The 23941-nt window shown below is 33.9% G+C and carries 22 protein-coding genes; 6 read left to right on the top strand and 16 right to left on the bottom strand.

Features of this window, described 5'->3' with window-relative positions; all coding sequences use genetic code 11:
- The first annotated feature begins 28 nt into the window (after positions 1 to 28).
- From mutL to BUB80_RS10900, 6 genes are all read left to right on the top strand, one after another.
- On the top strand, positions 29 to 1810 hold the full coding sequence (gene mutL / locus BUB80_RS10925) for a DNA mismatch repair endonuclease MutL (protein ID WP_073292966.1): 1782 nt from the start codon (positions 29 to 31) through the stop codon (positions 1808 to 1810).
- Positions 1811 to 1815: 5 nt separating this feature from the next.
- Complete coding sequence (locus BUB80_RS10920) at positions 1816 to 2547, top strand: rhomboid family intramembrane serine protease (protein ID WP_073292965.1); 732 nt, start codon at positions 1816 to 1818, stop codon at positions 2545 to 2547.
- Positions 2548 to 2556: 9 nt separating this feature from the next.
- Positions 2557 to 3546 (top strand): endonuclease/exonuclease/phosphatase family protein, encoded by a 990-nt coding sequence (locus tag BUB80_RS10915; RefSeq protein WP_073292964.1) that lies wholly within the window; start codon positions 2557 to 2559, stop codon positions 3544 to 3546.
- 80 nt (positions 3547 to 3626) lie between these two features.
- A complete protein-coding gene (locus BUB80_RS10910; protein ID WP_073292963.1) occupies positions 3627 to 4601 on the top strand; it encodes an endonuclease/exonuclease/phosphatase family protein in 975 nt (324 codons plus the stop codon).
- Positions 4602 to 4605: 4 nt separating this feature from the next.
- On the top strand, positions 4606 to 4965 hold the full coding sequence (locus BUB80_RS10905; protein ID WP_073292962.1) for a hypothetical protein: 360 nt from the start codon (positions 4606 to 4608) through the stop codon (positions 4963 to 4965).
- Between the two features lie 38 nt (positions 4966 to 5003).
- Entirely contained in the window at positions 5004 to 5408 is a 405-nt protein-coding gene (locus BUB80_RS10900) for a hypothetical protein (protein ID WP_073292961.1), read from the top strand.
- Positions 5409 to 5435: 27 nt separating this feature from the next.
- Here BUB80_RS10900 and BUB80_RS10895 read toward each other — a convergent pair whose 3' ends face one another.
- The 16 genes from BUB80_RS10895 to BUB80_RS10820 all read right to left on the bottom strand — a co-directional run bounded on the left by BUB80_RS10895 (position 5436) and on the right by BUB80_RS10820 (position 23881).
- A complete protein-coding gene (locus BUB80_RS10895) occupies positions 5436 to 6959 on the bottom strand; it encodes a GH3 auxin-responsive promoter family protein (protein WP_073292960.1) in 1524 nt (507 codons plus the stop codon).
- A gap of 145 nt (positions 6960 to 7104) precedes the next feature.
- The gene (locus tag BUB80_RS10890; RefSeq protein WP_073292959.1) at positions 7105 to 7401 is read right to left on the bottom strand and encodes a hypothetical protein; all 297 of its coding nucleotides are present in this window, start codon (positions 7399 to 7401) and stop codon (positions 7105 to 7107) included.
- On the bottom strand, positions 7402 to 9288 hold the full coding sequence (locus tag BUB80_RS23395; protein ID WP_139262661.1) for a zincin-like metallopeptidase toxin domain-containing protein: 1887 nt from the start codon (positions 9286 to 9288) through the stop codon (positions 7402 to 7404).
- Between the two features lie 80 nt (positions 9289 to 9368).
- The gene (locus tag BUB80_RS10880; RefSeq protein WP_073292958.1) at positions 9369 to 9572 is read right to left on the bottom strand and encodes a hypothetical protein; all 204 of its coding nucleotides are present in this window, start codon (positions 9570 to 9572) and stop codon (positions 9369 to 9371) included.
- A gap of 123 nt (positions 9573 to 9695) precedes the next feature.
- Positions 9696 to 10106, bottom strand: coding sequence for a BrxA/BrxB family bacilliredoxin (locus BUB80_RS10875; protein WP_054512582.1), 411 nt, complete (start codon positions 10104 to 10106; stop codon positions 9696 to 9698).
- A 385-nt stretch (positions 10107 to 10491) separates the two neighbouring features.
- Positions 10492 to 10938 carry a GatB/YqeY domain-containing protein gene (locus BUB80_RS10870; RefSeq protein WP_073292957.1) on the bottom strand — a complete coding sequence of 149 codons (447 nt, stop codon included), beginning with the start codon at positions 10936 to 10938 and terminating at the stop codon, positions 10492 to 10494.
- Between the two features lie 90 nt (positions 10939 to 11028).
- The gene (gene ftsZ / locus BUB80_RS10865; protein ID WP_073292956.1) at positions 11029 to 12939 is read right to left on the bottom strand and encodes a cell division protein FtsZ; all 1911 of its coding nucleotides are present in this window, start codon (positions 12937 to 12939) and stop codon (positions 11029 to 11031) included.
- 14 nt (positions 12940 to 12953) lie between these two features.
- Positions 12954 to 14333 (bottom strand): cell division protein FtsA, encoded by a 1380-nt coding sequence (gene ftsA, locus BUB80_RS10860; protein WP_073292955.1) that lies wholly within the window; start codon positions 14331 to 14333, stop codon positions 12954 to 12956.
- A gap of 23 nt (positions 14334 to 14356) precedes the next feature.
- Positions 14357 to 15343 carry a cell division protein FtsQ/DivIB gene (locus BUB80_RS10855; RefSeq protein WP_073292954.1) on the bottom strand — a complete coding sequence of 329 codons (987 nt, stop codon included), beginning with the start codon at positions 15341 to 15343 and terminating at the stop codon, positions 14357 to 14359.
- A gap of 95 nt (positions 15344 to 15438) precedes the next feature.
- Positions 15439 to 15816 (bottom strand): GxxExxY protein, encoded by a 378-nt coding sequence (locus tag BUB80_RS10850; RefSeq protein WP_073292953.1) that lies wholly within the window; start codon positions 15814 to 15816, stop codon positions 15439 to 15441.
- A gap of 124 nt (positions 15817 to 15940) precedes the next feature.
- On the bottom strand, positions 15941 to 17299 hold the full coding sequence (gene murC / locus BUB80_RS10845; protein WP_073292952.1) for a UDP-N-acetylmuramate--L-alanine ligase: 1359 nt from the start codon (positions 17297 to 17299) through the stop codon (positions 15941 to 15943).
- Between the two features lie 5 nt (positions 17300 to 17304).
- Positions 17305 to 18414: an undecaprenyldiphospho-muramoylpentapeptide beta-N-acetylglucosaminyltransferase gene (gene murG / locus BUB80_RS10840; protein WP_073292951.1), complete on the bottom strand. Its 1110-nt coding sequence runs from the start codon at positions 18412 to 18414 to the stop codon at positions 17305 to 17307.
- Positions 18415 to 18463: 49 nt separating this feature from the next.
- Complete coding sequence (locus tag BUB80_RS10835) at positions 18464 to 19702, bottom strand: FtsW/RodA/SpoVE family cell cycle protein (RefSeq protein WP_073292950.1); 1239 nt, start codon at positions 19700 to 19702, stop codon at positions 18464 to 18466.
- Between the two features lie 50 nt (positions 19703 to 19752).
- Entirely contained in the window at positions 19753 to 21078 is a 1326-nt protein-coding gene (gene murD / locus BUB80_RS10830) for a UDP-N-acetylmuramoyl-L-alanine--D-glutamate ligase (RefSeq protein WP_073292949.1), read from the bottom strand.
- Positions 21079 to 21164: 86 nt separating this feature from the next.
- On the bottom strand, positions 21165 to 22406 hold the full coding sequence (gene mraY / locus BUB80_RS10825; protein WP_073292948.1) for a phospho-N-acetylmuramoyl-pentapeptide-transferase: 1242 nt from the start codon (positions 22404 to 22406) through the stop codon (positions 21165 to 21167).
- Positions 22407 to 22420: 14 nt separating this feature from the next.
- On the bottom strand, positions 22421 to 23881 hold the full coding sequence (locus tag BUB80_RS10820) for a UDP-N-acetylmuramoyl-L-alanyl-D-glutamate--2,6-diaminopimelate ligase (protein ID WP_073292947.1): 1461 nt from the start codon (positions 23879 to 23881) through the stop codon (positions 22421 to 22423).
- Between the last annotated feature and the right edge of the window lie 60 nt (positions 23882 to 23941).

The following is a 23941-nucleotide window of genomic DNA, read 5'->3' as shown; positions in this document are numbered from 1 at the left end:
TATTTTTGTAAGTCGATTTAATGTTTTTATGTCAGATATAATTCAGCTTTTACCCGATCATGTAGCCAACCAAATAGCGGCAGGAGAAGTGGTGCAGAGACCTGCGTCCATAGTGAAGGAACTTTTGGAGAATGCAATAGATGCAGATGCTAGCAAAATTGAGCTGATTATCAGAGATGCCGGAAAAAATCTGATACAGGTTGTAGACGATGGAAAAGGGATGTCTGAGACGGATGCAAGAATGGCATTTGAAAGACATGCAACTTCCAAGATTAAAGGAACTGAAGATATTTTCAAGATTATTACAAAAGGTTTTCGTGGAGAAGCTTTGGCTTCTATTGCAGCAGTTTCTCAGGTTGAATTGAAAACAATGCAGAGAGGGGCGGGTATCGGAACGAATATTTATATTGAAGGCGGAGTTTTCCAATTTCAAGATCCTGCACAAACAGTGGAGGGTTCTAATTTTTTAGTTAAAAATCTTTTTTACAACGTTCCAGCACGAAGAAAATTCCTTAAAAACAATAATATAGAATTCCGTCATGTCATTGATGAATTTCAGCGCGTGGCGTTGGCTCATGAAAATTTAGAGTTTTCTTTATTTCATGATGATGAACCTATTTTCAGATTAAGAAAGGGGAATCAGATGCAGCGTATTGTTGATATTTTTGGAAGAAAATTACAGCCGCAGCTTATTCCTATCAGAGAAGATATTATCTGGTGTAAACTTCACGGGTTTGTTGCAAAACCTGAAGGAGCAAAAAAGACAAGAGGCGAGCAGTTTCTTTTCGTAAATGGAAGATATTTTAAAAGCCCATATTTCAATAAAGCGGTTCAGGAAGCATTTGAAGGATTACTTCTTCCGGGATATGTTCCTACGTTTTTCCTATTCTTAGATCTTGATCCTGAGAAGATAGACGTTAACATTCATCCACAAAAAACAGAAGTTAAATTTGAAGATGAGCACCTTATTTTTGCTTTGCTTCGATCAACCATAAAAAGATCTTTAGGGATTTATAATATTGCACCAAGTTTAGATTTTGAAAGAGATCCGGATTTGGATCAGATGATGAATAAGACCTATCCAAGCAAAGGAAATGGTGGCGGTACTATTAAAATGCCTGAAATTGTTGTAGATAAAGACTATAATCCCTTTTTGGAAGAAAAAGTGGTTAATCTATCACAAATTCAAAACATTACAGAGATGTATCATCAGAATATCACTGCAGCACCTTCAAAAATTAATTTATTTGAAGATGAAGATTTTGATGAAGATTTGATGAGGCTTCCGAACGGATATTGGTTGTTCAATAAAGGAGATCGGGCACTGATGATGGATTTAGGAAGAATCCATAGGTTATTGGTTGCTGAAAATAATAAACCGGTAAAAAGAGGAGCAACAAACAGTCATTCTCTTCTTTTCTCTTTGGAATATCACATGAATGAAATTGAGAAAAGTAAATATAACTCAATTAAAAAGTATCTTCCCGAACTTGGTTTTGAGACGAAAGTGGCCCATGAAAATGTACTGAGAATAGATTCGGTTCCTGAAGGATTGAAAGAAACTCAAGTGATGAAATTCCTTGAAGATCTGTTTGAAATTTTAGAATATAAAACGGAAGAAGAATTTTTGCAGTTTTATAATAGTCAATGGAATAAATTGCAATCTAAATCCAGATTTGATTTTATCTATAAAAAAGATGCGGAACAATTGGTAAAAGACTTTACAGCATTAGGATTCCCTGAGTTTTTACCCGATGGAAAACGATGTTTTTATGAGATTCCGTTCAATGATTTTAAGAATAAATTTTAAAAAACATGTTTAATAATATACCACCCATTACAAGAAATATTATCATTATAAATATTATAGTGTTTATTGTTTCAAGTTTTTTATTGAGAGATCAACTAACGGCTAGTCTTGCTGCTTTTTATCCGTTTTCACCCTTTTTCCATTCTTGGCAGGTTATTACTCATATGTTTATGCATGGAAGTATCATGCATATTTTGTTTAATATGTTAACCTTGTATAGTTTTGGACCTATATTAGAGCAAAGCTTAGGTGGTAAAAAATATTTGATTCTTTATTTTGTAAGTGGATTGGGAGCATTCTTTCTTTTTAATTTATGGAATTTCGTAGAAGTACAACAAATCTCTAATGAGTTACAACAATTAGGCTTTAATGTAAATGCTTATTTGTCGGGTGCTCAAGGAGTTTATAATGGAACGGCAGAATCTATTCTTAAGCAACAAGGATTAGTACAAGATCTAAATGGTATCGTTGGTACTCCTATGGTAGGTGCTTCGGGAGCTATCTTTGGAGTGATCGCAGCTTTTGCTACGTTATATCCAGATTCAAAAATCATGATCATGTTTATTCCTGTTCCTGTTAAAGTAAAATATATATTACCAGTAATTATCGTTGTTTCTGTCTTTTTAGGAGTTTCTGGAAATGTTGGGGGTATTGCTCACTTTGCACACGTCGGGGGAGCTTTGGTAGGATTTTTGTTAGCTTGGATCTGGAAAAAACATTTATACAGATTTAACTAAACACCTTTCGTGAAAATCCTTCGCCTCATATTTTTAATACTTCATGTAGGAATATTCCTTCTTTTATTGGGAATGTTGCTTAATGCCTATGTTCCACCTAAGGTATTTCCTTGGTTTAATTTATTATCATTAGGCTTCCCTATTCTAATGATTGTGTATGTTATACTAATTTTTTTCTGGATCTTCAGTTGGAAAAAAAGAGCTTTTGTATTCATGCTACTAGGTTTGATTTTTACCAGCCCTGTAAAGAGATGGGTGAATTTTTCTACTGATAAAAAAGAAACTGCCAATTTCAAAATAGTCACATTCAATACAAAGGGAGGTTCTTATGGGATGAAAAATATTGATGACTATGTTAATTCTTTAAATGCAGACATTGTTTTTCTACAGGAAAAAGGTGGGCATGAATATCATTTTAATGGTTTAAAAAATACAAGCGGAAATTATATTGTTTCGGTATTTACTAAATATAAAGTTATTGATCAAAAAGAACTTATCAACAGTGATTATTTTTCAAATAATGCATACGCAACACAAACAGATATTGAAATAAAAGGGAAGATATATCGTTTTATTAATGTTTATCTTCAGCCATTTAAGTTTGAAAAGGCAATGGTAAAACTCAATGGAAACAGTGAGGAAGATGAAGAGAAATTAAAGAATGTTGTCAAGAGATTGGTTCCAACTTTTAAAATGCACCAAGATCAAGTAAAGGATATCAAAAATGGGATTGAAAATTCGCCTTATCCTGTAATTTTAGTGGGAGATCTTAATTCTGTTCCTAATTCTTATGAGTATTACCATCTCTCAGAAGGCTTACAAGATGCTTTTTTAGAAGTGGGTAAAGGAAGTGGGACAAGCTTTCATGATTATAAATTTCCATTGAGGATTGATTATATTTTTACTTCAAAATCAATACAACCAATTACATACAAAGTTGACTATTCTGTTAAGCTTTCAGACCATTATCCGGTAATTGGTACTTTTAAACTAAAGTAGCTATTTCATAAAGTTCGTTAAATAATCTGGCATTGGTAGGGTTTTTGCTTAAATAGGGTGTACCCAAAGATCGTTATTCCATGAAGTTGAGCCAGATATTGTTATTTTTTCATATTTCAATTATTGTTTTACTCCTATGTACATTAGGAAATGCATGGATTCCACCTAATATTCTGGGTAATCTTAACCTTCTTTCTCTTGGGTTCCCTTATCTTATACTTCTACATCTTTTACTAACCTTAGTTTGGGTTGTCAAAAGAAAAAAAATAGCAATTGCCTTTGTATTAAGTACTTTTATTTTTTATAATCCAATTAGAAGATGGGTTAATTTTACACCAAAAAATGAGAATTCAAAATCAATAAGAGATATTAAGGTGTTGACTTTCAATGTTAAATATGGAGATTTTGGTTGGGACAAAGTGAAAAAATATATCAATGATCAGGATGCTGATATTGTTTTAGTTCAAGAAAAAGATACTAAAACAGCATTAAGAGACGATTTGATAAAATATCCTTCAGTAATTTTAAAAACCAAACACAAAATTGTAAGACAGGAAAATCTTGTTGAAGAAAAAGACCGTGGAAATTCATTCTACGCAGATATTGACATCAATGGAAAAATCATAAGGGTAGTAAATGTTTATTTGGAGCCTTTTAGATTGCATAAATCAATGTTTCAGTTTGATGGATTGGGGAAACAGGGAGGAAAAATAAATACCCTTCTTTCTCACATGATTCCTACATTTAAAGCTCATGAAGATCAGATTAGAAGAATTAGAAAAGCGGTAGATTTATCACCTTATCCTGTGATTTTAGCAGGAGATTTTAACTCTGTTCCTAATTCTTATGAATATTATAATTTAGGGAAAGATTTACAAGATGCGTTTTTAACAGTTGGAAATGGAAGTTCTTCAAGCTTTTATGATTATAAAGTACCTTTGAGAATTGATTATATTTTTAGTTCAAAATCAATTATTCCTTTAAGCTATAAAGTAGACAATTCTGTGAAATTATCGGATCACTATCCTGTAATTGCAGAATTTCTGCTAAATTAGTTCCATGAAAAATTTAGTTTTTGTAATTCTTACTTTCTTTGTTTTATGTACCGCATGTTCCCCAAAAGAAACTGTTAATCTTAATGCCGATCAGGAGACTAAAGTACATTACGATACGGTTGCAATAGATTCTTTTTCTACAGGAGCCACTTCCATTGATGTTGTTCGGAAGATAAGAATGTCTTCTCAACGTTATCAGGATTCTATAAAAGAAGCTGTTAAGGTTCAGAAGGAAGAGAAACGAATTAAAGACGAGTTGGATAAAGAAAATAAAAAGAAACAGGACGAAGAAAAGAAAAAATCGGATGAAGAGAAAAAAAAGAAGGCAGCAGAAACTTCTTCAAATGCTCCTAAAACTGAATAAAAATATTTAATTTTAAAAACTCATTAAAAATATACAATATGAAAAAACAAATTTTAGCAGCATTGATGATTTCAACTCTTGTTGTATCATGCACGAAATCAACAACAAAATCTGAAACTACTGAAAATGCTGATGGATCTGTGACTACCGAAACCACAACGGTAAGCCAGACTGGTATTGATACATCAAAAATTGATAAAGCCAAAGAAGATGCTAAAGCTAAAGTAGATGAAGCTGGAAATAAAATAGATGCTGCAGCTCAGAAAGCCAAAGATAAAATAGATGCTACTGCTGATAAAACTAAAAATGATCTTCACAAAGCAGGACAAGATATTAAAACAGAAGCAAATAAAGTAGGGAAAGATGCAAAAGAAGCCGCTGCAAAAGGAGCTTCGAAAGTAGAAGACGCTGCTAAGAAATTAAAAGATGATTTAAACAAATAATAAACAATAAACAATAAACCGCAGAACTTACTGCGGTTTATTATTTAATTCCAATAGAGGATCAATGTATTCTCTGTCGTTGCTTAATCTTGGGACTTTATTTTGTCCTCCCAATTTTCCTTTGGATTCTAGCCAACAGTAAAATAGATTGGGTTTTGCAATATGCACGATAGGTCGTTTTAGCGTTAGGTTATTATATCTCTTCGCTTCATAATCCGAATTGATAGTCTTTAAGTGCTGATCAAAACAGTCGATAAAATGGTCTAAATCGCTCGGTTTTTCACTGAATTCAAAGATCCACTCATGAGCGCCACCTTCATTTTCTTTCATGAAAATAGGGGCTCCTGTGAATTCGGTTATGCTGGCTCCTGTGGTTTGGCAGGCTTTCGAAATAGCTGATTCTACATTCGTAATCATCAACTCTTCTCCAAAAGCATTGATATAATGTTTTGTTCTTCCTGTAATTTTTATTCTGAAAGGGTTTGTACATGTAAATACAACCGTATCGCCAATTAAATATCTCCATAAACCACCGTTGGTTGTAATAACCATGGCGTAGTTCTTGCCGATTTCAACATGTTCCAGGCTTACTACTTTTGGATTTGAAAAATGGAACTGATCCATCGGAATAAACTCATAGAAAATACCATAATCCAGCATCAAGAGCATTTCATCACTATCAGGTCTGTCCTGAATACCGAAGAAACCTTCAGAAGCGTTGTAAATTTCGTAGTAATTAATCTTTTTACCGATTATCTGCTGGAACTGTTCTTTGTAGGGTTTAAAGCTTATTCCTCCATGAAAGAATACTTCCAGGTTGGGCCATAATTCTGAAATATTTTTAACATCAGTTTCATGCAAAACTCTTTGTAAAAGAACCATCATCCAGCTGGGTACACCTAAAATACTTCCTACATCTTCATTTTTAACTTCAGAGGTAATGGCTTTGAGCTTACTTTCCCATTCACCCATTAACGAAACCTTTTTACTTGGCGTCGTAGTAATCTCAACCCAAAAGGGAAGATTGTCGATTAAAATAGCAGATAAGTCTCCGAATTTTGTGTTAAAATCGGCATACAGTTCTGAGCTTCCTCCTAAACGTAAATTTTTGTTGGTGAAAAGTTGATTTTCAGGATGATTATTGGCGTAAATAGCTACCATATCTTTTCCTGCTTTCATGTGGCAATATTCCAGGCTTTCGGTAGAAATAGGGATATATTTACTTTTCGCGTTGGTAGTTCCCGAAGATTTAGCGAAATGCTTGATATAGCCGGGCCAGCTTACATCTTTATGACCCTGCCTTGCTCTTTCGATATAGGGTTCAAAATCTTCATAGGTAACAATCGGAACCTTATTTTTAAAGTCCTGATAGCTTGAAATAGAGTTAAAACCATATTTTTTTCCGTACTCAGTATCTTCAGAATGAAACAATTGGGAAAATAGAATTCCTTTTTGTGTTTCAATAGGATGATCCATAAAATTCTGTATCTGATCTATCCTTTGGCGGATGAACCAGTTGACCACAGTATTAAAGAGTGCTTTCGTTGCCATTTCCAAATATAATGATATTTGACTTTTCTAAGAATATTTTATGAGGATAAATAAAAAAACCGCTACAAATTTTGTAACGGTTTAGTATTTAGATTTATTGTTTCTTAGCAATATTCGTCATAAGTCTAACTTCTTATGATATTTTTCATTTTCTAATATAGGTCCCATCAGAATTTTTTATTATTTCGGATGTTTTGTGTTTGCTTCTAATGTAAATGGGTTCTGCATCCTCATCAGAAATATATAAAAAAATTGAACTATTAAAGACAGGCTCATTAATAAGAACAGTCCAACAAGGGAGTTTTTTATTTTCATTTCCATGTATACTTTTTTCTTTCTCAAATGATGCCCCTTTTATATTTTTTTCATTGTAATATTTTGCTTGTAAGTCTTTTAGTATAATCTTTGCTTTTTCTAAAATTTCTTTTTGAGTATAATTCATTTATGGAATTTTTATAGGTTCTAAATTATAATTATATATTGGACTAGTTCTGATGTCATTTATATATTCTAAGGAACTTTCTAATTCTGCTTTTGTCCATCTTTGTCGATTCTCATAAATTTGTTCCCATACATACATTTCCTTATCTAATAAATCTATATCATGATATGCCTCTCCGGCATGTTCAAAATGTTTAACATGCGCCATTTCGTGAAAAGCAACAAGTTCTGAAGCTCCTTCAGGTAAAACGAACTGTTTATTTACTGCATCAAAACCACCAACCAAATCATTTTCTCTCATGAATTGAAATAAATCATCAGCATTGTCTATTACTCCTAATTCTGGAATTTCAACAGCTTTGAAGAGTTTTTTAATTGCTACTGTATCATTTTCCAAAATTAGATTTATACCTTTTTGTTTTAATATATCTCTAAGTTTAATTAATTGTTCAAGAGTTACTAATTTACCTCCATATTCATCTAATTTAGGAGCTGACATCCAATCTAATTCTCCTTTTTCTAATCCAACTGGCTTATTGCCATCAGCAAATATAGCATCAATTTTCTTTTTAAGCCATTCTGCAACTTTTCCATTCTTTATGGCTTCTATCATTTCAAGAAACTCTTTTTCAAGCCATTTAAAAAGGTCTTGTGTTGTGTTTGCAATTTTCTTTCCCAAATTTTTAGAAAAATTCAGAGCTCTTGCTCCTGCCTGTTCTGCTTTAGCTGTCAATCTACTGATTTTTGCAGATGCTTCGGCAACTAATGAACTTCCACCCGTAAAGTAAGCAATAACAGCATCTAAAATCAATTCAAAGGCAACTCCTCCAATGAAGTAAGCCCAGAAATACTCATTGTAGTTAGAGATTTTTTTAGCCAAACCAGAAATAAAAGTAGAAATGTCTTTCCATATTTTATCATCGGTGAAAAGCTTTTTAATACCACTTAGAAACTCTTTTGCATTCTCATCAAATAAATCTACAAAATCTTCTATAAACTCCAGCTTTTCTTGGTGTTTTGCCAACTCCAAAGCACTCATTTTCTCTAACTCAAAAATAGGAAGTTTGTCGACTATCATTGCTAATAGCATAATAATCAATTGTACCAAAGAGATAAACCCGTTGAGTATCCCACAAAGAAAAGCATTGATTTTTGCAATTTCTCGGTTTAATTTTTCACTAATTACATTTCCAATGTTTGAAACAATGTCCAGAACGTCCTTAAACAATACTTTTAGCTTATTGTAAATACTTTTTATACTATCAGGCATATTATCCTCTATTAAGTTCTTTACAAGGAATGTGACAGCAAACAAAATGTCATCTGTAATAGTAGGGGTTGCCTTCACGATGTTGAAAACAGCAGCAGTAGAAATTTCATCAAACGAGGCTATAAACCCCGAGAGTTTTTTTAATCCAGCTTCTGCAATTCCTTGTTGATTATCGGACATGTTCTTATACTCATTGCAAGGAAATGGGACGGGAATAATGGGTTTGTATTTTACTTCTTGTTTAGGAAAGCCACTTGCACCAGCTATATTTTGGAAATTATTATACATTGGCTCTGTATAAAACTTAGTATAATCATAGTTTTCTTCTGTAAATTTCCATTTTTCAGTGGCTTCAATACCTCCTTTTAGCCAGTCTGCCAATTGGTTATTTAATGAAGATACTTTTTTAAAAGCTTCATTGATTTTACTTTTGTCAAGTATCTCTAAGTAAATAGCACCTTTCAATAATGTATCATCAATTCCATAATCTTTGGCAATTAGCTTGATAAGACTATTAAAATCTGAGACACTGCCATCTATTGTGTTACCATGGTAGTTAATGGTCTTTCCCTTACTGTTATAGTCTCTTAGTAATCTTTGTCTTGCATAATCACCCATTTTCACCCTACAAGCTGTTCCAAAAAAATTACTGGTGTTTTTGGAAATCTCCTCATAATAAATAGTAAAGTAGTCAGGTTCTATTTTTCTTTTTCGTATCTGTCAAAAACTTCTATTCCACTTTTACAGAAAACAGCCTGATGATTAACTATACTGTATTTTTCTGACTTTGGATAACTATCTTTTAACTCTGGAGGAACTATAAAAGTTTCGTAAAAAATACTGTTTTCGCCTAAAGGACTGTCGAGATTTCTGCTTAACACATATTCTAATCTTTGTATCATACCATTTGGTTATAAAAGTATTATCAACCAAAAGTAGATATGGGTAACGACAAAAGTTGACGTATTAAAATAAAAAAACCGCTACAAATTTTGTAACGGTTTAGTATTTAGATTTATTGTTTCTTAGCAATATTCGTCATAAGCAGCCTGAAGATTTGCTGCAATAGCTCCTGCAGGGTTACCTTCAATATGATGTCTTTCTAGCATATGAACCAATTCTCCGTCCTTAAACAAAGCTACACATGGTGAGCTTGGAGGGAATGGTGCTAAGTGCTTTCTAGCTTCTGCTACAGCTTCTGTATCAAAGCCAGCGAAAACTGTTGTTAAATGATCAGGTTTCTTATCTCCTGTTAAAGAATACACAACTCCTGGTCTTGCTGCGCCTGCTGCACATCCGCAAACAGAATTAATCACCAATAGAGTAGTTCCTGATTGTTTTAATGCTTCTTCAACCTGTGTTGGTGTTGCTAAGTCTTGGAAACCTTTATCTGTAAGTTCTGCCTTCATAGGCATTACTAAATCTGTTGGATACATATTTTTGTTTTTTAATCTATGCAAAGTTAAACAATTCTTTACTTTTCTTCAATATATAAAAACTATCAAAGTATTCGTAAAACAAGATTGGTGATATATTAATAGTTTAATGATATTAAAACAATAATGAGATAATGTTATTGATTATCGAAAATAATTGTTAAATTTGAAATGATTCTGAAAACAATAACCATGAAAAAAACATTTACATTTTTCCCTTACTTTAACGGAATATTCAATTCTCTTTTAGAATCATAAAAATATTGAATATCTCAAGATAAAAAAATGAAGCCCGAAACTGGAAATGTTTCGGGCTTCTTAATCAAATCGATATGCAAATATTGAATATCCTTATCTATTGCTTGGAAATCACGCCAAGACTTTTCTAAGAAAGGAGTTTTTTAGCCATTTCGGAAATACTCTTTCCATCAGACCTTCCAGCAAATGCTTTTGAGGCAACTCCCATTACTTTTCCTAAATCTTTTATAGACTCAGCACCTGCTTCTGAGATAATGTTTTTCATTTCAGCTTCCAATTCTTCTGGAGAAAGCTGTTGTGGTAAAAATTTCTCAATAACTTTCATCTGAGCTTCTTCTACTTCTGCAAGATCATTTCTGCCTTGTGCAGTAAATTGTTCGTAAGAATCCTTACGTTGTTTGATCATTCTTTGTAAAATAGCAATTTCCTGCTCTTCTGAAACTTCTGCACCTCTAGCTTCTGTTTTTAGAAGTAGGATCTGAGATTTTACAGCACGAAGAGAATCCAGAGCTACTCTGTCTTTTGCTCTCATTGCTGTTTTTATAGCTTCACTAATTATAATTTCTAAACTCATGGTTTGGGCTTTAAGCTTTATGCAATAAGCAGTACGCATTTACGCTCGAATTAACAAGCTTAGAGTTTACTGCTTATTGCTTGTAGCAATTTAATCTACATCTTTATTTAAAAATCTGTTTTCTCTGATTTGCATAGAACCATTGTTGTCAGATAAATACGTGTTTATATTTTGATCTGAAGCATTAGTTCCGTCAATAGAAATATTTTTTCTCTTGAAAGCAGGAACAGATTCGAACTCACTTGCGCTATCAAAGCTTTGGTAGCGAGAGTTGAATTCTTTTAGTTTATTTCTTCTTTCTATTACTCTTTCTTGTTCTGCTGTTTTATTCACAAAAGTGAATTCGCTGTCAGAAGAAGTTTCAATTTCAGTTTTGCTTTCATAAGCAGGTCTCTCTTCAGTTTTTATTTCCTCTTTGGGTTGATAGAAACTTTCAATTTTTGGAGCCACTTCTTCTGTTACCTGACTGTATGTATTCGTTGGAGTACTAAACTCTGCTTTTGGCTGTCCAAAATCAGTTCTAGGCTCGCTGATGGGTTCGTTTACAAAGAAACTAAACTCAACCGGTTTTTCCTGAGAATAAGTTGGAGTAGAAATATTTGTTTTTGGTTCTTCTCTTCTGTCTTCTGTTTCAAATGAGAAAGATTGAATCTCTAAATCATTAGGATCGTTATCGTCATCAATAGCAAATAAGCTGTATGCATCCTGCTCTTCTTCATCACCTCTCCAGCCTTGATTAGAACTACCTAATGTATCTTCCTCTCTATCAGAGAATTTTACTTCTGTTGTAATGCTCTCATCCTCGATAATCATTTTTTTTTCAGTAGTCATAGACTTAAACTGTGGACTGTCGTGGTCTTCGTCGTCTAATCTGAAATGATTTTTTCCTCCAAAATCGTAGCCATGCTCAGGAGCAACCTCTCTTTCTTCTCTTGTTTTAAACGGAGAAGTTTTATTAGAATCTAATTTGTCATTAAGACCAATTCTGATTTTTTCTGTTGGGCCTGCGAATTTTTTATCGTCATTAGAAAAACCTGTTGCGATCACAAGAACGCTTATTGCATCTCCTAATTCTTCATCAGCACCCACCCCGAAAATAATATCAGCTGTATTTCCAGCTTCTTTCTGAATGTAATCCATGATGATACCGATCTCGTCCATCGTTACTTCTTCTACACCACTTCTGATCAACAATAATACATTTTTAGCACCTGTAATCTTATTGTCATTCAATAGAGGGGAATCCAGCGCTTTTCTTACCGCTTCATCCGCTTTGTTTTCTCCTGAAGCTGTACCTGTAGACATCAAAGCTGTCCCTGAATTTTGAAGCACAGATTTAGCATCTCTAAAGTCAATGTTTACATCAAAGTAACCTGTAATAACCTCTGCCATACCTTTTGCCGCATTGGTTAATACTTCATCGGCTTTTGAGAACCCTTGTTTGAATCCAAGGTTACCAAACTGCTGTCTTAGTTTATCGTTATTGATCACAATAAGTGAATCAACATTATTTCTTAATTTTTCAAGACCAATTTCAGCTTGTTCCAGTCTTCTTTTCCCTTCAAAACTGAAAGGAACGGTAACAATACCTACCGTTAAGATTCCCATATCTTTAGCCACTTTAGCGATTACGGGAGCTGCACCAGTTCCGGTTCCACCGCCCATTCCGGCAGTGATAAACACCATTTTGGTATTATGTCCCATCGCAGCCTTGATCTCTTCAATACTCTCAATTGCTGATTTTTCTCCTACTTCAGGATCGGCACCTGCACCTAATCCTTCTGTAATCGTAGTTCCTAACTGTACTTTGTTTGAAACCGGGTTATTATCTAGAGTTTGAGCATCTGTATTACAAACCACGAAATCTACTCCGTGAATTCCTTTCTCGTACATGTATTTTAGGGCGTTGTTTCCACCGCCACCAACACCAATTACCTTTATGATCGCTGAGTTACCTTTTGGTAAATCAAATGAAAATCCTTGTGTACCTATATTTTCCATAATATCTGTATTTACTATTCTACTTCTTCAAAGAATTTTTTTACTTTTTCCATAAGCGACTGTCCGAAAGTCAGTCTTGCCGCTCTTTTATTTTCCTGTGGGGTTTTAACTTCTTGTTCCTGAACAGGTGCTGTGTGTTGAGCCGTTGTATTGGTTTCCACAACTTCGTCTGCAATTTCTTGCTTAGGAGCTTCCTGAACGAGTTCTTCTTCTATTATAACCGGTTTTTTGTCTCTGATTTTTAAACTCTCCATTAATAATCCAATAGAGGTTGCAAATTCAGGACCTTTTAAATATTGATTTTTATCATTAGCAATATACTCATTTGCAAAACCAATTCTACTATCAAAACCGGTAGTATAATTAGCAAGCTGACGAAGATGTTTCAAATTAGATCCACCTCCTGTAAGAACAATTCCCGCAATCAGTTTTTTCTTTTGTTCAAAAGCACCATACGCCTTTAATTCTGTATTTACCATTTCAAGAATTTCTTCTACTCTTGCATTGATAATCTGTGCTAAAGTTTTAAGAGAAATTTCTTTATCTGGTCTTCCATGAAGTCCCGGAATAGTAACAAATGTGCTGTCTTTTTCCAACTCAGGAACTGCAGAACCGAATTTTACTTTCAGTTGCTCTGCATGTTTCTCTATAATGGAACAGCCTTCTTTAATATCTTCTGTAATGATCCCGCCACCATAAGGAATTACACATGTATGACGGATAATATTATCTTTAAATATAGCTATATCTGTAGTACCACCACCAATATCTACGATGGCAACTCCTGCTTCTTTTTCTTCTTTGGTAAGAACCGCTTCTGAAGATGCTAAAGGCTCTAAAGTAAGAGCTTCCATTTCCAAACCGGCTTCTCTTACGCATCTTGCAATGTTTCGGATACTACCCATTTGTCCCACAACTACGTGGAAATTAGCTTCTAAACGTTTCCCGTGCATACCAACAGGCTCTTGAATTTCACCTTCGGAATCCACTTTATATTCTTGGGGAAGAACATGGATAATTTCTTCTCCGGGAAGCATAACCAGTTTCTTGACCTGATCTTTCAGTGCTTCTATATCATCATCTGTAATAAATTTGTCGGGGTGCTCACGCATAATATAATCGGAGTGCTGGAGAGAGCGTATGTGCTTTCCTGCAATACCTACCGTGACTTTACGGATAGGAACTCCTGCGCTTGATTGTGCTTCTGACACAGCAGCCTTAATAGAGTTAATGGTTTGCGAAATATTATTCACAATGCCCTTATGAACTCCAAGACTTTTGGCCTTCCCAACACCGAGAATTTCGATTTTCCCGTGTGCATTCCTCCTTCCGACAATCGCGACTATCTTTGTTGTCCCTATGTCCAGACCTACTGAATACTCTTGATTTTCCATTGTTTATATCGATTTGATTTTTTTTATTCTACTTTAACTTTTGCTTTTGCCTTGGCAGGAGTTATTTTCTTTTCTGTTTTTTTAGTTTCTTTTGCTTTTGGCTTGGCTGTAGCCTTTGGCTTTGTACCTTCCTTCGGTTTTTTAGAAGTAGAGCTAGGTTTCTTAGTTTCTTTCTTTACGTTTCCTATTTTGAGCTTAGCCTCTGTTTTTTTAGCAGGGGCTGGCGTTGATACTTTTGCAAGTTCTAAATTCCCCACTTTTAAAATACTGTCGTTTTCTTTAAAATAAGGATTTAGTGTGGTCACAATCTGATTCTGATACTTTATAGAGATCATATTGTATTTTAAAGGATCCTGATAAACTAGATATTTTTCTACAAAAGCTTTAAATCCTTTTACTTTTAATTCTATATTATCCAGATCACCGAGTTCAACTTTATAATTTCCTTCGCTTGTGAGAAGGTTGTAATCTCCGTTGTTGTCTTTTGATATCCCAATGAAATATTTTTTACTGAAATCATCTTTGTCGATTTTCTCAACCAGTTCCGCTAATTTTCCATATTCATCGGTTTTTACATTTCCAGTAACCAACATACAAGGGTGTGAGTACGTTTTAGAGATCGGAAATTCAACTCCTTTATCATCTACATAAAAATCTCTTCCATCTTTATTTAACCTGAAAATAGGGACTCTTTGTTTAATATCAAGATTAAGTTTCCCATTAAGGTTTAAGTAGACATTGGCACTGTCTATAGCCGGAAGTGCATTGATCTTTTTTTCCAACGCCGGAATATTAAGGTCTCCTACTTTTCCTGATGGATTTTCTTTGTTTACGATGGCTCTGATATCTTTTTCATCAACGAAATACACCGGAGTTTTTTCATTCATTTTCACAGAAATATTATTATCCGTGATCTTCTGACCCCCAAATTTCTTCAATGAGAAACTTAGCAGGAACCCAAGAAGGATCACTGTGATAGCAATTTTTAATATTCTGTATTTATTTTTCATTTTCTTTTTTTCTTTTAACGCTATGTTCGCAAAGATTTTCTTTTTTTATATTTCTTCGTTCGCAAGGGCGTTTCACTCAGCAATGGCTTTAACTTTTATAATTTGTTTACAACTCTTCTTACTCCATTTTTAAATAATGTTGAATGAAAATTTAAAATCATTCCTAACTTCATATCAGCTATTCTTAAATAGTTTAAAAGCTGGAAAAAATGATAATCATTAATATCCTGAACCGCTTTTATTTCTATAATTACTTTATTTTCAATTAATAAGTCTACTCTGAACGCTTTTTCTATGACTAAACCTTCATAATTGACACAAATATCTTTTTGACTTTCAACATTCATTCCCTTATTTTTCAATTCGTGAATTAAACATCGCTCATAAACATTTTCAAAGAGACCAATTCCAAGTTTGCGGTGAATTTTCATTCCTGCATCAAAAACTAAATTTGAAATTTCATTCTCTGTCATATTATATATTTTTACTCTTAAATGATAATTCTGCTATCATTTGCTGAGTGAAACGCCCTTGCGAACGAAATTAATACGCTTTCCAAAAAAAATCATTGCGCTCGTTGCGTTAAGCTTATTTTAATTAATTTTTCTCCAACCATTCACAAATAGGATCATACAGGGTGTCAATGTTTCCTGCGCCTACTGTGAGAAGGATATCAAAATCTTTTTCTTTTATCTTTTCAAAAGCATCTGATAAATTTGATACTTCTTTTTTATCTAAATTAACTTTTTTCAATAACCAATCTGAAGTTATTTCTTTAAAATTTTCCTGAAGTTCTCTTGCAGGGTAAATATCTAGTAAGATTAATTCTTCAGTATCACTTAAACTTTCTGCAAAACCGTCTGCAAAATCTCTGGTTCTGCTAAACAAATGGGGTTGAAAAACCACCAATAATTTTTTTTCAGGGTAAAAGGTTCTGATAGATCCCACTACAGCGTTAATTTCTGTCGGGTGGTGTGCATAATCATCAATGTAAATTTTACCGGTATTATAAATATGCTTAGTATATCTTCTTTTAATCCCTTTAAAATTAGCAATTGCTTTCTTTAATGTTTCGAAATCAACGCCTAAATTGCTTAAAATAGCTAATGCAACCGTTGCATTTTCTACATTATGAATTCCCGGAATTTCCCAAACCAAATCTTTTATCGTTTCGGTTGGTGTATGAAAATCAAAATAGATTTTATCATGATCCATTCGAAGATTATCTGAATAATAATCTGCTTTTTCATTGACCGCATAAGTAATATGAGGTCTTCCGATCTCAATTCCTTTTCTTACAAAAAGCTGTTTGTCTTCTGGAACTAAAGCTGCAAATTGTTTAAAGCCTTCTTCAATTGTATTTTTATCGCCATAAATATCCAAATGATCTGCATCTGTGGAAGTTATCACAGCCCAATCCGGAGAAAGGTTAAGGAAACTTCTGTCATATTCATCGGCTTCTACTACAGAATAGGTTGTTCCGTTATATAAAAAATTGGATTTAAAATTCTCGGAAATTCCGCCCAAAAAGCAAGAAAAAGGTAAATCAGCTTCTTTACACAAGTGAGCGACTAGAGTAGAAGTTGTTGTTTTTCCGTGCGTTCCGGCAACGGCGATACAATTTGTATTTTCAGTAATTAACCCTAAAACTTTTGCACGCTTTAAAACTTCAAAACTATTTTGATTAAAATAATCTAAGATCCCCAACGTTTTAATGGCCGGAGTATAAATTACCAATGTATTTTCTTTTTCAAGAGACGTAAGTCTTTCGTCAATAAGATCTTCAAAAACAATATCAATTCCCTCATTCATTAAATTCTGAGTGAGTTTAGTGTTGGTTTTATCATAGCCCAAAACTTTTTTACCTGAAGCATTGAAATAGCGTGCCAAAGCACTCATCCCGATACCTCCGATTCCAACGAAGTAAAAATTTTGATATGTTTCTAAGTTTTTCATTCCCTTTACATTAATTTAAATATCTCATCTACAATCTCTTTTGCTGCATTTGGCTTGGCAAAATATTTTAGATTTTCAGACATTTCTTTTCTTAAGCTTTCATTTTCACAGATTTCTGATAATGTATTCCAGAATTTCTCCTGCATTTCAGAGTCTTTTACCATTTTGGCTGCATTTTTTTCAACCAGATTCAGCGCATTCTTTGTTTGATGATCCTCTGCCGCAAAAGGGAAAGGAACCAATAAAACAGGTTTTTGTGCTACGGCCAATTCTGAAATAGCAATGGCCCCTGCTCTTGAAACAATGATATCGGCTGCTGAATAAGCGATTTCCATATCTTTTATGAATTCCTTGATTTGTATCTGGTTGTTTGAATTTCCATCAACTGGTAACTGACAACTATCAACAATTTCTTTATAATCTAGTTTTCCGGTTTGCCAGATTAGTTGATATCCTTTTTCTTTAAGGCTTTCAAGATTTTCTTTCCAACCATTATTTAATGTTCTTGAACCTAAAGAGCCCCCAACAGAAAGTATCGTTAGTTTGTCTTTATTCAATCCCATTTTTTCTTTTGCCTGAGTTGTTTCCTGCATTCCTGAAATAATGTTTTCACGAATCGGATTTCCCAAGAATTTTATTTTTTCTGCAGGAAAACCTTCCACTGCTGGATAGGCTGTAAAAACGGCTCTTGCTTTTTTACTTAAAATCTTATTTGTGACTCCTGCGTGTGCATTCTGCTCCTGAATAAAAATAGGAATTCCCATTTTACTTGCTTCATACAAAGCGGGTCCACTTGCAAAACCACCTGTTCCAACCGCAAAGTCGGGAGCAAAGTTTTTAATAATTTTTTTCGATTTAGATAAGCTTTTCAAAATTTTGAAAGGCAAACCTAAATTGGATAACATATTTCCTCTGTCGATTCCTGCGATATCTATTCCTTCGATTTTATAGCCAGCTTGTGGAACTTTTTCCATTTCCATCTTTCCGTTGGCACCAATGAACAAAAATTCTGCAACAGGAAATCTTTTCTTGATCTCATCTGCAATAGCAATGGCCGGGAAGATGTGTCCTCCTGTTCCGCCGCCTGATAATAATATTCTTAACTTTTTGTCCATTTATATAAATTTTGAGATTGCTTCGTCGCTTTCGCTCCTCGCAATGCCATTACGCGATATCGTTTATTTCTGCTATGCTTTGTTTTTTGCCCATTCCTTCTTCATCGTATATCTGTATTCTTGAGCTTATATTTAAAATAATTCCTAATTGTAAATACGTCACCAACATGGATGTTCCTCCATAACTTATCAGCGGTAATGGCTGCCCCGTTACCGGAATTAAGTTGATGGCTACTGCAATATTTACCGACAGCTGTATAAAAATCATGACCCCGAGACTGAGGACGAGTAAAGACCCGAAAAAGGCGGGCATTTTACTGGCAATCATCACAATCCTGATCATCATAATCAGATACATACAAATAAGAAACGCGGCTCCTATAACGCCATATTCCTCAACAATTACTGCAAAAATAAAATCGGATGCAGACTGAGGAAGCATTTGTTTTAAGGCACTTTTTCCTGGTCCCATTCCGGTAATCCCACCATTAACGATGGCCGCTTTGGCCTGCATTACCTGATAATTCTTTGCCTTTAAGCTTTCATCATCTACATCAGCCGCTTTCGCTTTACTTGATGTAAATGTTTCTATACGGCTCATCCATGTATGTACACGGTTTCCACCGATCATGTTGGTGTTTAAAGCAACTATTAAAAAGAAGATGATAGCTATAAATGAAGAAGAAATAAATCCTGCAATATATTTCCAATGCAATTGGCCTATAACCAAAACAACTACGGAAACCATTAAAATCATTAATGCCGTAGAACCATTATCTTTTGCAACCAATACAAAAACCAGTAGAATAGGACCGAAGATGTACATGATGTTCTCTATCGGAAGCCTTTCCCGTGTTATTTTCTTGGTTAAATATCTACACAAATAGATGATCAACATTAAAAAAGCAAAGGACGAAGGCTGAAATGAAATAGGTGTTCCCGGAATTTTCAACCATCTGGATGCACTGGCTCCATCAATGGTTTGACCTGTAAACATTGTGATAATCAATAAAACAATCATTAATCCAAGCAGGATGCTGCTGAGCTTTCCGATGTATTCGTATTTTATTGTTCCCACAACTCTCATAATGGCTAAGCCCAGAAGTACAAAGAACATATGTTTCATAATGTGACCTGTTGTAGTCCCATTATTTACAATATATTCCAGATTTGAACTCGCAGAATATACAGGGAAAATAGAGAAAATGGAGATCACAAGAATGACCATCCAAAGTACTTTATCGCCCTTTAGAAATTCAAATCTGCTATCTGTGTTCTGTTCGTCCATATTTTTTTGTATTGATGTAAAATGTACTTTCTATGTACTGCTTTTTACATTTACTTTAATACCTGTTCTTTAAACTGACAACCTCTGTCTTCGTAGCTTTTGAATAAATCAAAACTTGCACAACATGGAGATAATAAAACAGTGTCCCCATTTTTGGCTAAAGATTTTGATATTCTTACCGCTTCTTCCATACTCGAAGTGTCATAAATATATTCTTTTTTGTCTTTAAAGAAATCTATAATTTTTTGATTATCAATTCCTAAACAAACAATTGCTTTTACTTTTCTTTTAACGAGTTCCTCAATTTCTGAGTAATCATTTCCTTTGTCCTGTCCTCCAACGATCCAAACGGTTGGTGTTTTCATGCTTTCTAACGCGTAATAGGTTGCATTAACGTTGGTTGCCTTGCTGTCGTTGATGTATTTTACGCCATCAATTTCAGACACCAGTTCCAGTCTGTGTTCTACAGCCTGGAAAGTCATTAATGAATTTCTAATACTTTCATTATTGATCTGTAATATTTTACCCGCGATAGATGCTGCTAAACTATTGGCAACATTATGATTTCCCAACAATGACAGTTCTTCAATTTTCATTGAGAATTCATCTTTTAACTTTACGGTAAGGTGGTCTTGGTCTACAAAACCTCCCTCAGATAAACTTTCTTTAGTAGAAAAAGGAATCATTTTCGCTTTTACTTCCAATTTTTCAAGAATGGTCTTACTCATTTCATCATCTTTATTATAGATGAAGAAATTATCATTCTCTTGGTTTTCAACTATTCTGAATTTTGCTAATGCATATTCTTCATAGTTGTAGTTATATTGATCTAAATGATCTTTAGATAAATTCAACAATAAAGAAATGTATGGTCTAAAATTCTGAATATCATCTAATTGGAATGAGCTAACCTCCAAAACATAATACTCATGATTTTCATTTGCAACTTGTTTTGCAAAACTGTAACCAATGTTTCCGCCTAAACCTACATTCAATCCGTCATTTTTCAGGATGTGGTAGATCAAAGAGGTTGTCGTTGTTTTTCCATTACTTCCTGTAATGGCAATGATCTTAGCATTCGTAAATTCCGATGCAAATTCAATTTCAGAGGAAAGTCTGATTCCTTTCAAATGAATTTTATTAATGATTTCCGCTTTTTTCGGAATTCCTGGGCTTTTTACGATCCAGTCTGCATTTAAAATTCTTTCTTCATCGTGGCTTCCTTCTTCAAAATCAATCTCATTCTCCGTTAGAAATTTCTTATAGTTATCCTTAATGACTCCTTTGTCTGAAAGAAATACTTCCAAACCCTTTTTTTTAGCCAAATAAGCAGCGCCGCAACCACTTTCTCCTCCTCCTAAAACAACTATTTTCATATTAATCTTTTGGTATTTATGTACATTGTATTAATGTATTTGGTGAATCATTAATACGCTGATACATTTTACTTTTTTTACAAATCTTATCTCATTTTTAAGGTGATAAGACATACAATTGCCAACATTACACCAATAATTATCATTCTGTTTACGATTTTACTTTCGTGAAAACCTTCTTTCTGATAATGATGATGTAGAGGTGACATCTTAAAAAATCTATTGTTCTGAGCATATTCCAGCCCATATTTTCTTTTTCTGTATTTGAAAACCACGACCTGTAACATCACAGATATGTTTTCTATTAAGAAGATCCCACATAATACAGGAATCATTAATTCTTTTCTTAAAATAATGGCTAAAACAGCAATTACTCCACCTAGCATCAAACTTCCTGTATCGCCCATGAATACCTGCGCCGGATAGGTATTATACCAGAAGAAACCGATTACAGCCCCTACCATTGCGACCACAAAAATGGTGGTTTCACCCATATTGGGGAGAAACATAATATTGAGATAATCTGCAAAAATGATATTCCCGGAAACGTAGGTGAAAAATGCTAAAGCCATTAATATGACTGTACTTGTTCCTGCCGCGAGACCATCAATTCCATCGGTAATATTGGCTCCGTTGGAAACTGCTGTTACAATGAATATAACAATTGGGATGAAAACAATCCATGCCCATTCGTGAGCATCTTTATCGTTCATCCAAAATAACATTCCGCTATAATCGAACTCATTGTTTTTAGCAAAAGGAACTGTAGAAACCGTAATTTTTTCTGTAGGCATAAAATTCTGCTCTACATTATTTCTGTTAACTACCTTTGCGTCTGCATATTTTCTTTTAACCGTAATGTCGGGATGGAAATACATTGTAACTCCGACAATTAGCCCTAATCCGACTTGTCCTACAATCTTAAATTTACCACTTAGACCGTCTTTATTTTTCTTTACCTTTTTTAAATAATCATCTAAGAATCCTATTGCTCCCATCCAGATTACGGTAACAATCAGAAGAACAATGTAGATATTGGTAATTCTGGTAAATAGCAGAACCGGAATAAGCGTTGCCAAAATAATGATAAGACCTCCCATGGTAGGAGTTCCTTCTTTTTGTTTTTGTCCGTCTAAACCTAAATCACGAACTAGTTCTCCCATCTGTTTTGCTCTCAGATAGTTGATGATTCTTTTTCCGTAAACAAGAGCTATCGTTAAAGACAATAGAACAGCCATTCCGGCACGAAATGAAATGTATTTTAACATTCCAAGTCCCGGGATGTGAATTCCATGGGCGGTTAAATATTCGTATAGGTAGTATAACATGTTTTCTTTTTAATTTACTTACTCATTAACTTCCAGAGCTCAATAATTACTTCTTTGTCATCAAAATGATGTCTTACACCATTTATCTCTTGATACGTTTCGTGTCCTTTTCCGGCAACCAAAACAATATCTTTAGGTTCTGAGAATTTTATCGCCATTTTTATGGCTTCTCTTCTATCGGGAATTGAAGTGTATTTGCTGAAGTTTTGAGGTTCAACGCCTGCTTCAATTTCTTTTATAATTGCTGTCGGATCTTCTGTTCTTGGGTTGTCTGAAGTGATGATCGCCAATGTTGATTTTTTACTGGCAATATTTCCCATTTCAGGTCTTTTAGAGTGATCTCTATCGCCTCCGCAACCAAAAACTGTGATCAGTCTTTCATTTTTTGTTCTGATGTCATTAATGCTGTCCAGAATGTTTTCCAACGCATCCGGAGTGTGTGCATAATCTACAATAAAGAAAATTCCACCATCTGATTTAAATGTTTCAAATCTTCCTGAAACTCTTTTTAATTTACTAATTGCCTGAAGAATTTCATCTTGCTCAAAACCAAGTTCAGAAGCAATTCCGAAAACAAGTAATAAATTGTAAACATTAAACTTTCCTGTTAATGTTGTCCAGAATTCTTTACCATTAAAATTCAATAACATTCCGTTGAAATCAATTTCCAATGATTTTCCGTGAAAATCTGCCATGGTTTTCAAAGCATAAGACTTTTTGGTAGCCTTTGTATTTTGAAGCATAACCATGCCGTTTTTATCATCCACATTGGTGATAGCAATTGCGGTATCCTGAAGCTCGTCAAAAAATCTTTTCTTCGTTTTTAAATACTCATCAAAAGTTTTATGATAATCTAAATGATCGTGGGTAAGATTGGTAAATCCGGCTACTTTAAAATGCAGACCTTCAATTCTGTTTTGGGAAATTCCGTGAGAACTTACTTCCATGAAAGCAAATTCGCAACCTTCTTCAACAGCCTGCGCTAAAATTTTATTAATTGTAATAACATCAGGAGTTGTATGTGTTGCCGGAATTATTTTTTCTCCAATTCTGATTTCAACGGTTGAAAGTAGAGCAGAATCATAGCCTAAATTTTTAAATACATCAAAAAGTAATGTAGAAACAGATGTTTTTCCGTTTGTTCCTGTAACTCCAATTAATTTTAATTTTTCAGAAGGATTTCCGTAGAAATTAGAAGCTAAATGACCTAAAGCTTTAGAAGAATCTTTTACTTTAACATAGGTAATATTTTCATCTAAATTTTCAGGAAACTCTTCACAAACAATTGCTTTTGCTCCTTTTTCAATAGAAGGTGCAATAAATGAATGTCCATCCACAACCGTTCCTCTCATTGCAATGTAAAGAGAGTTTTCCGTAACCTTTCTGCTGTCGAAAACCAATTCAGAAACTTCACGAGTGTTTTCACCGTGAATTTCTAGGACTGGAATTCTATTTAATAATTCAATTAATTGCATTTCTTTGATGCTTTATATTCTTAATAATTTTAACAGGATTTTTATCCTGTCTATATTTAA

This window comes from Chryseobacterium polytrichastri, from assembly GCF_900142445.1.
In the GTDB taxonomy this organism is placed as follows: Bacteria; Bacteroidota; Bacteroidia; order Flavobacteriales; family Weeksellaceae; genus Chryseobacterium; species Chryseobacterium polytrichastri.
Note: the sequence above shows the minus strand (reverse complement) of the source record. Positions and strands in the feature narration are given on the sequence as shown.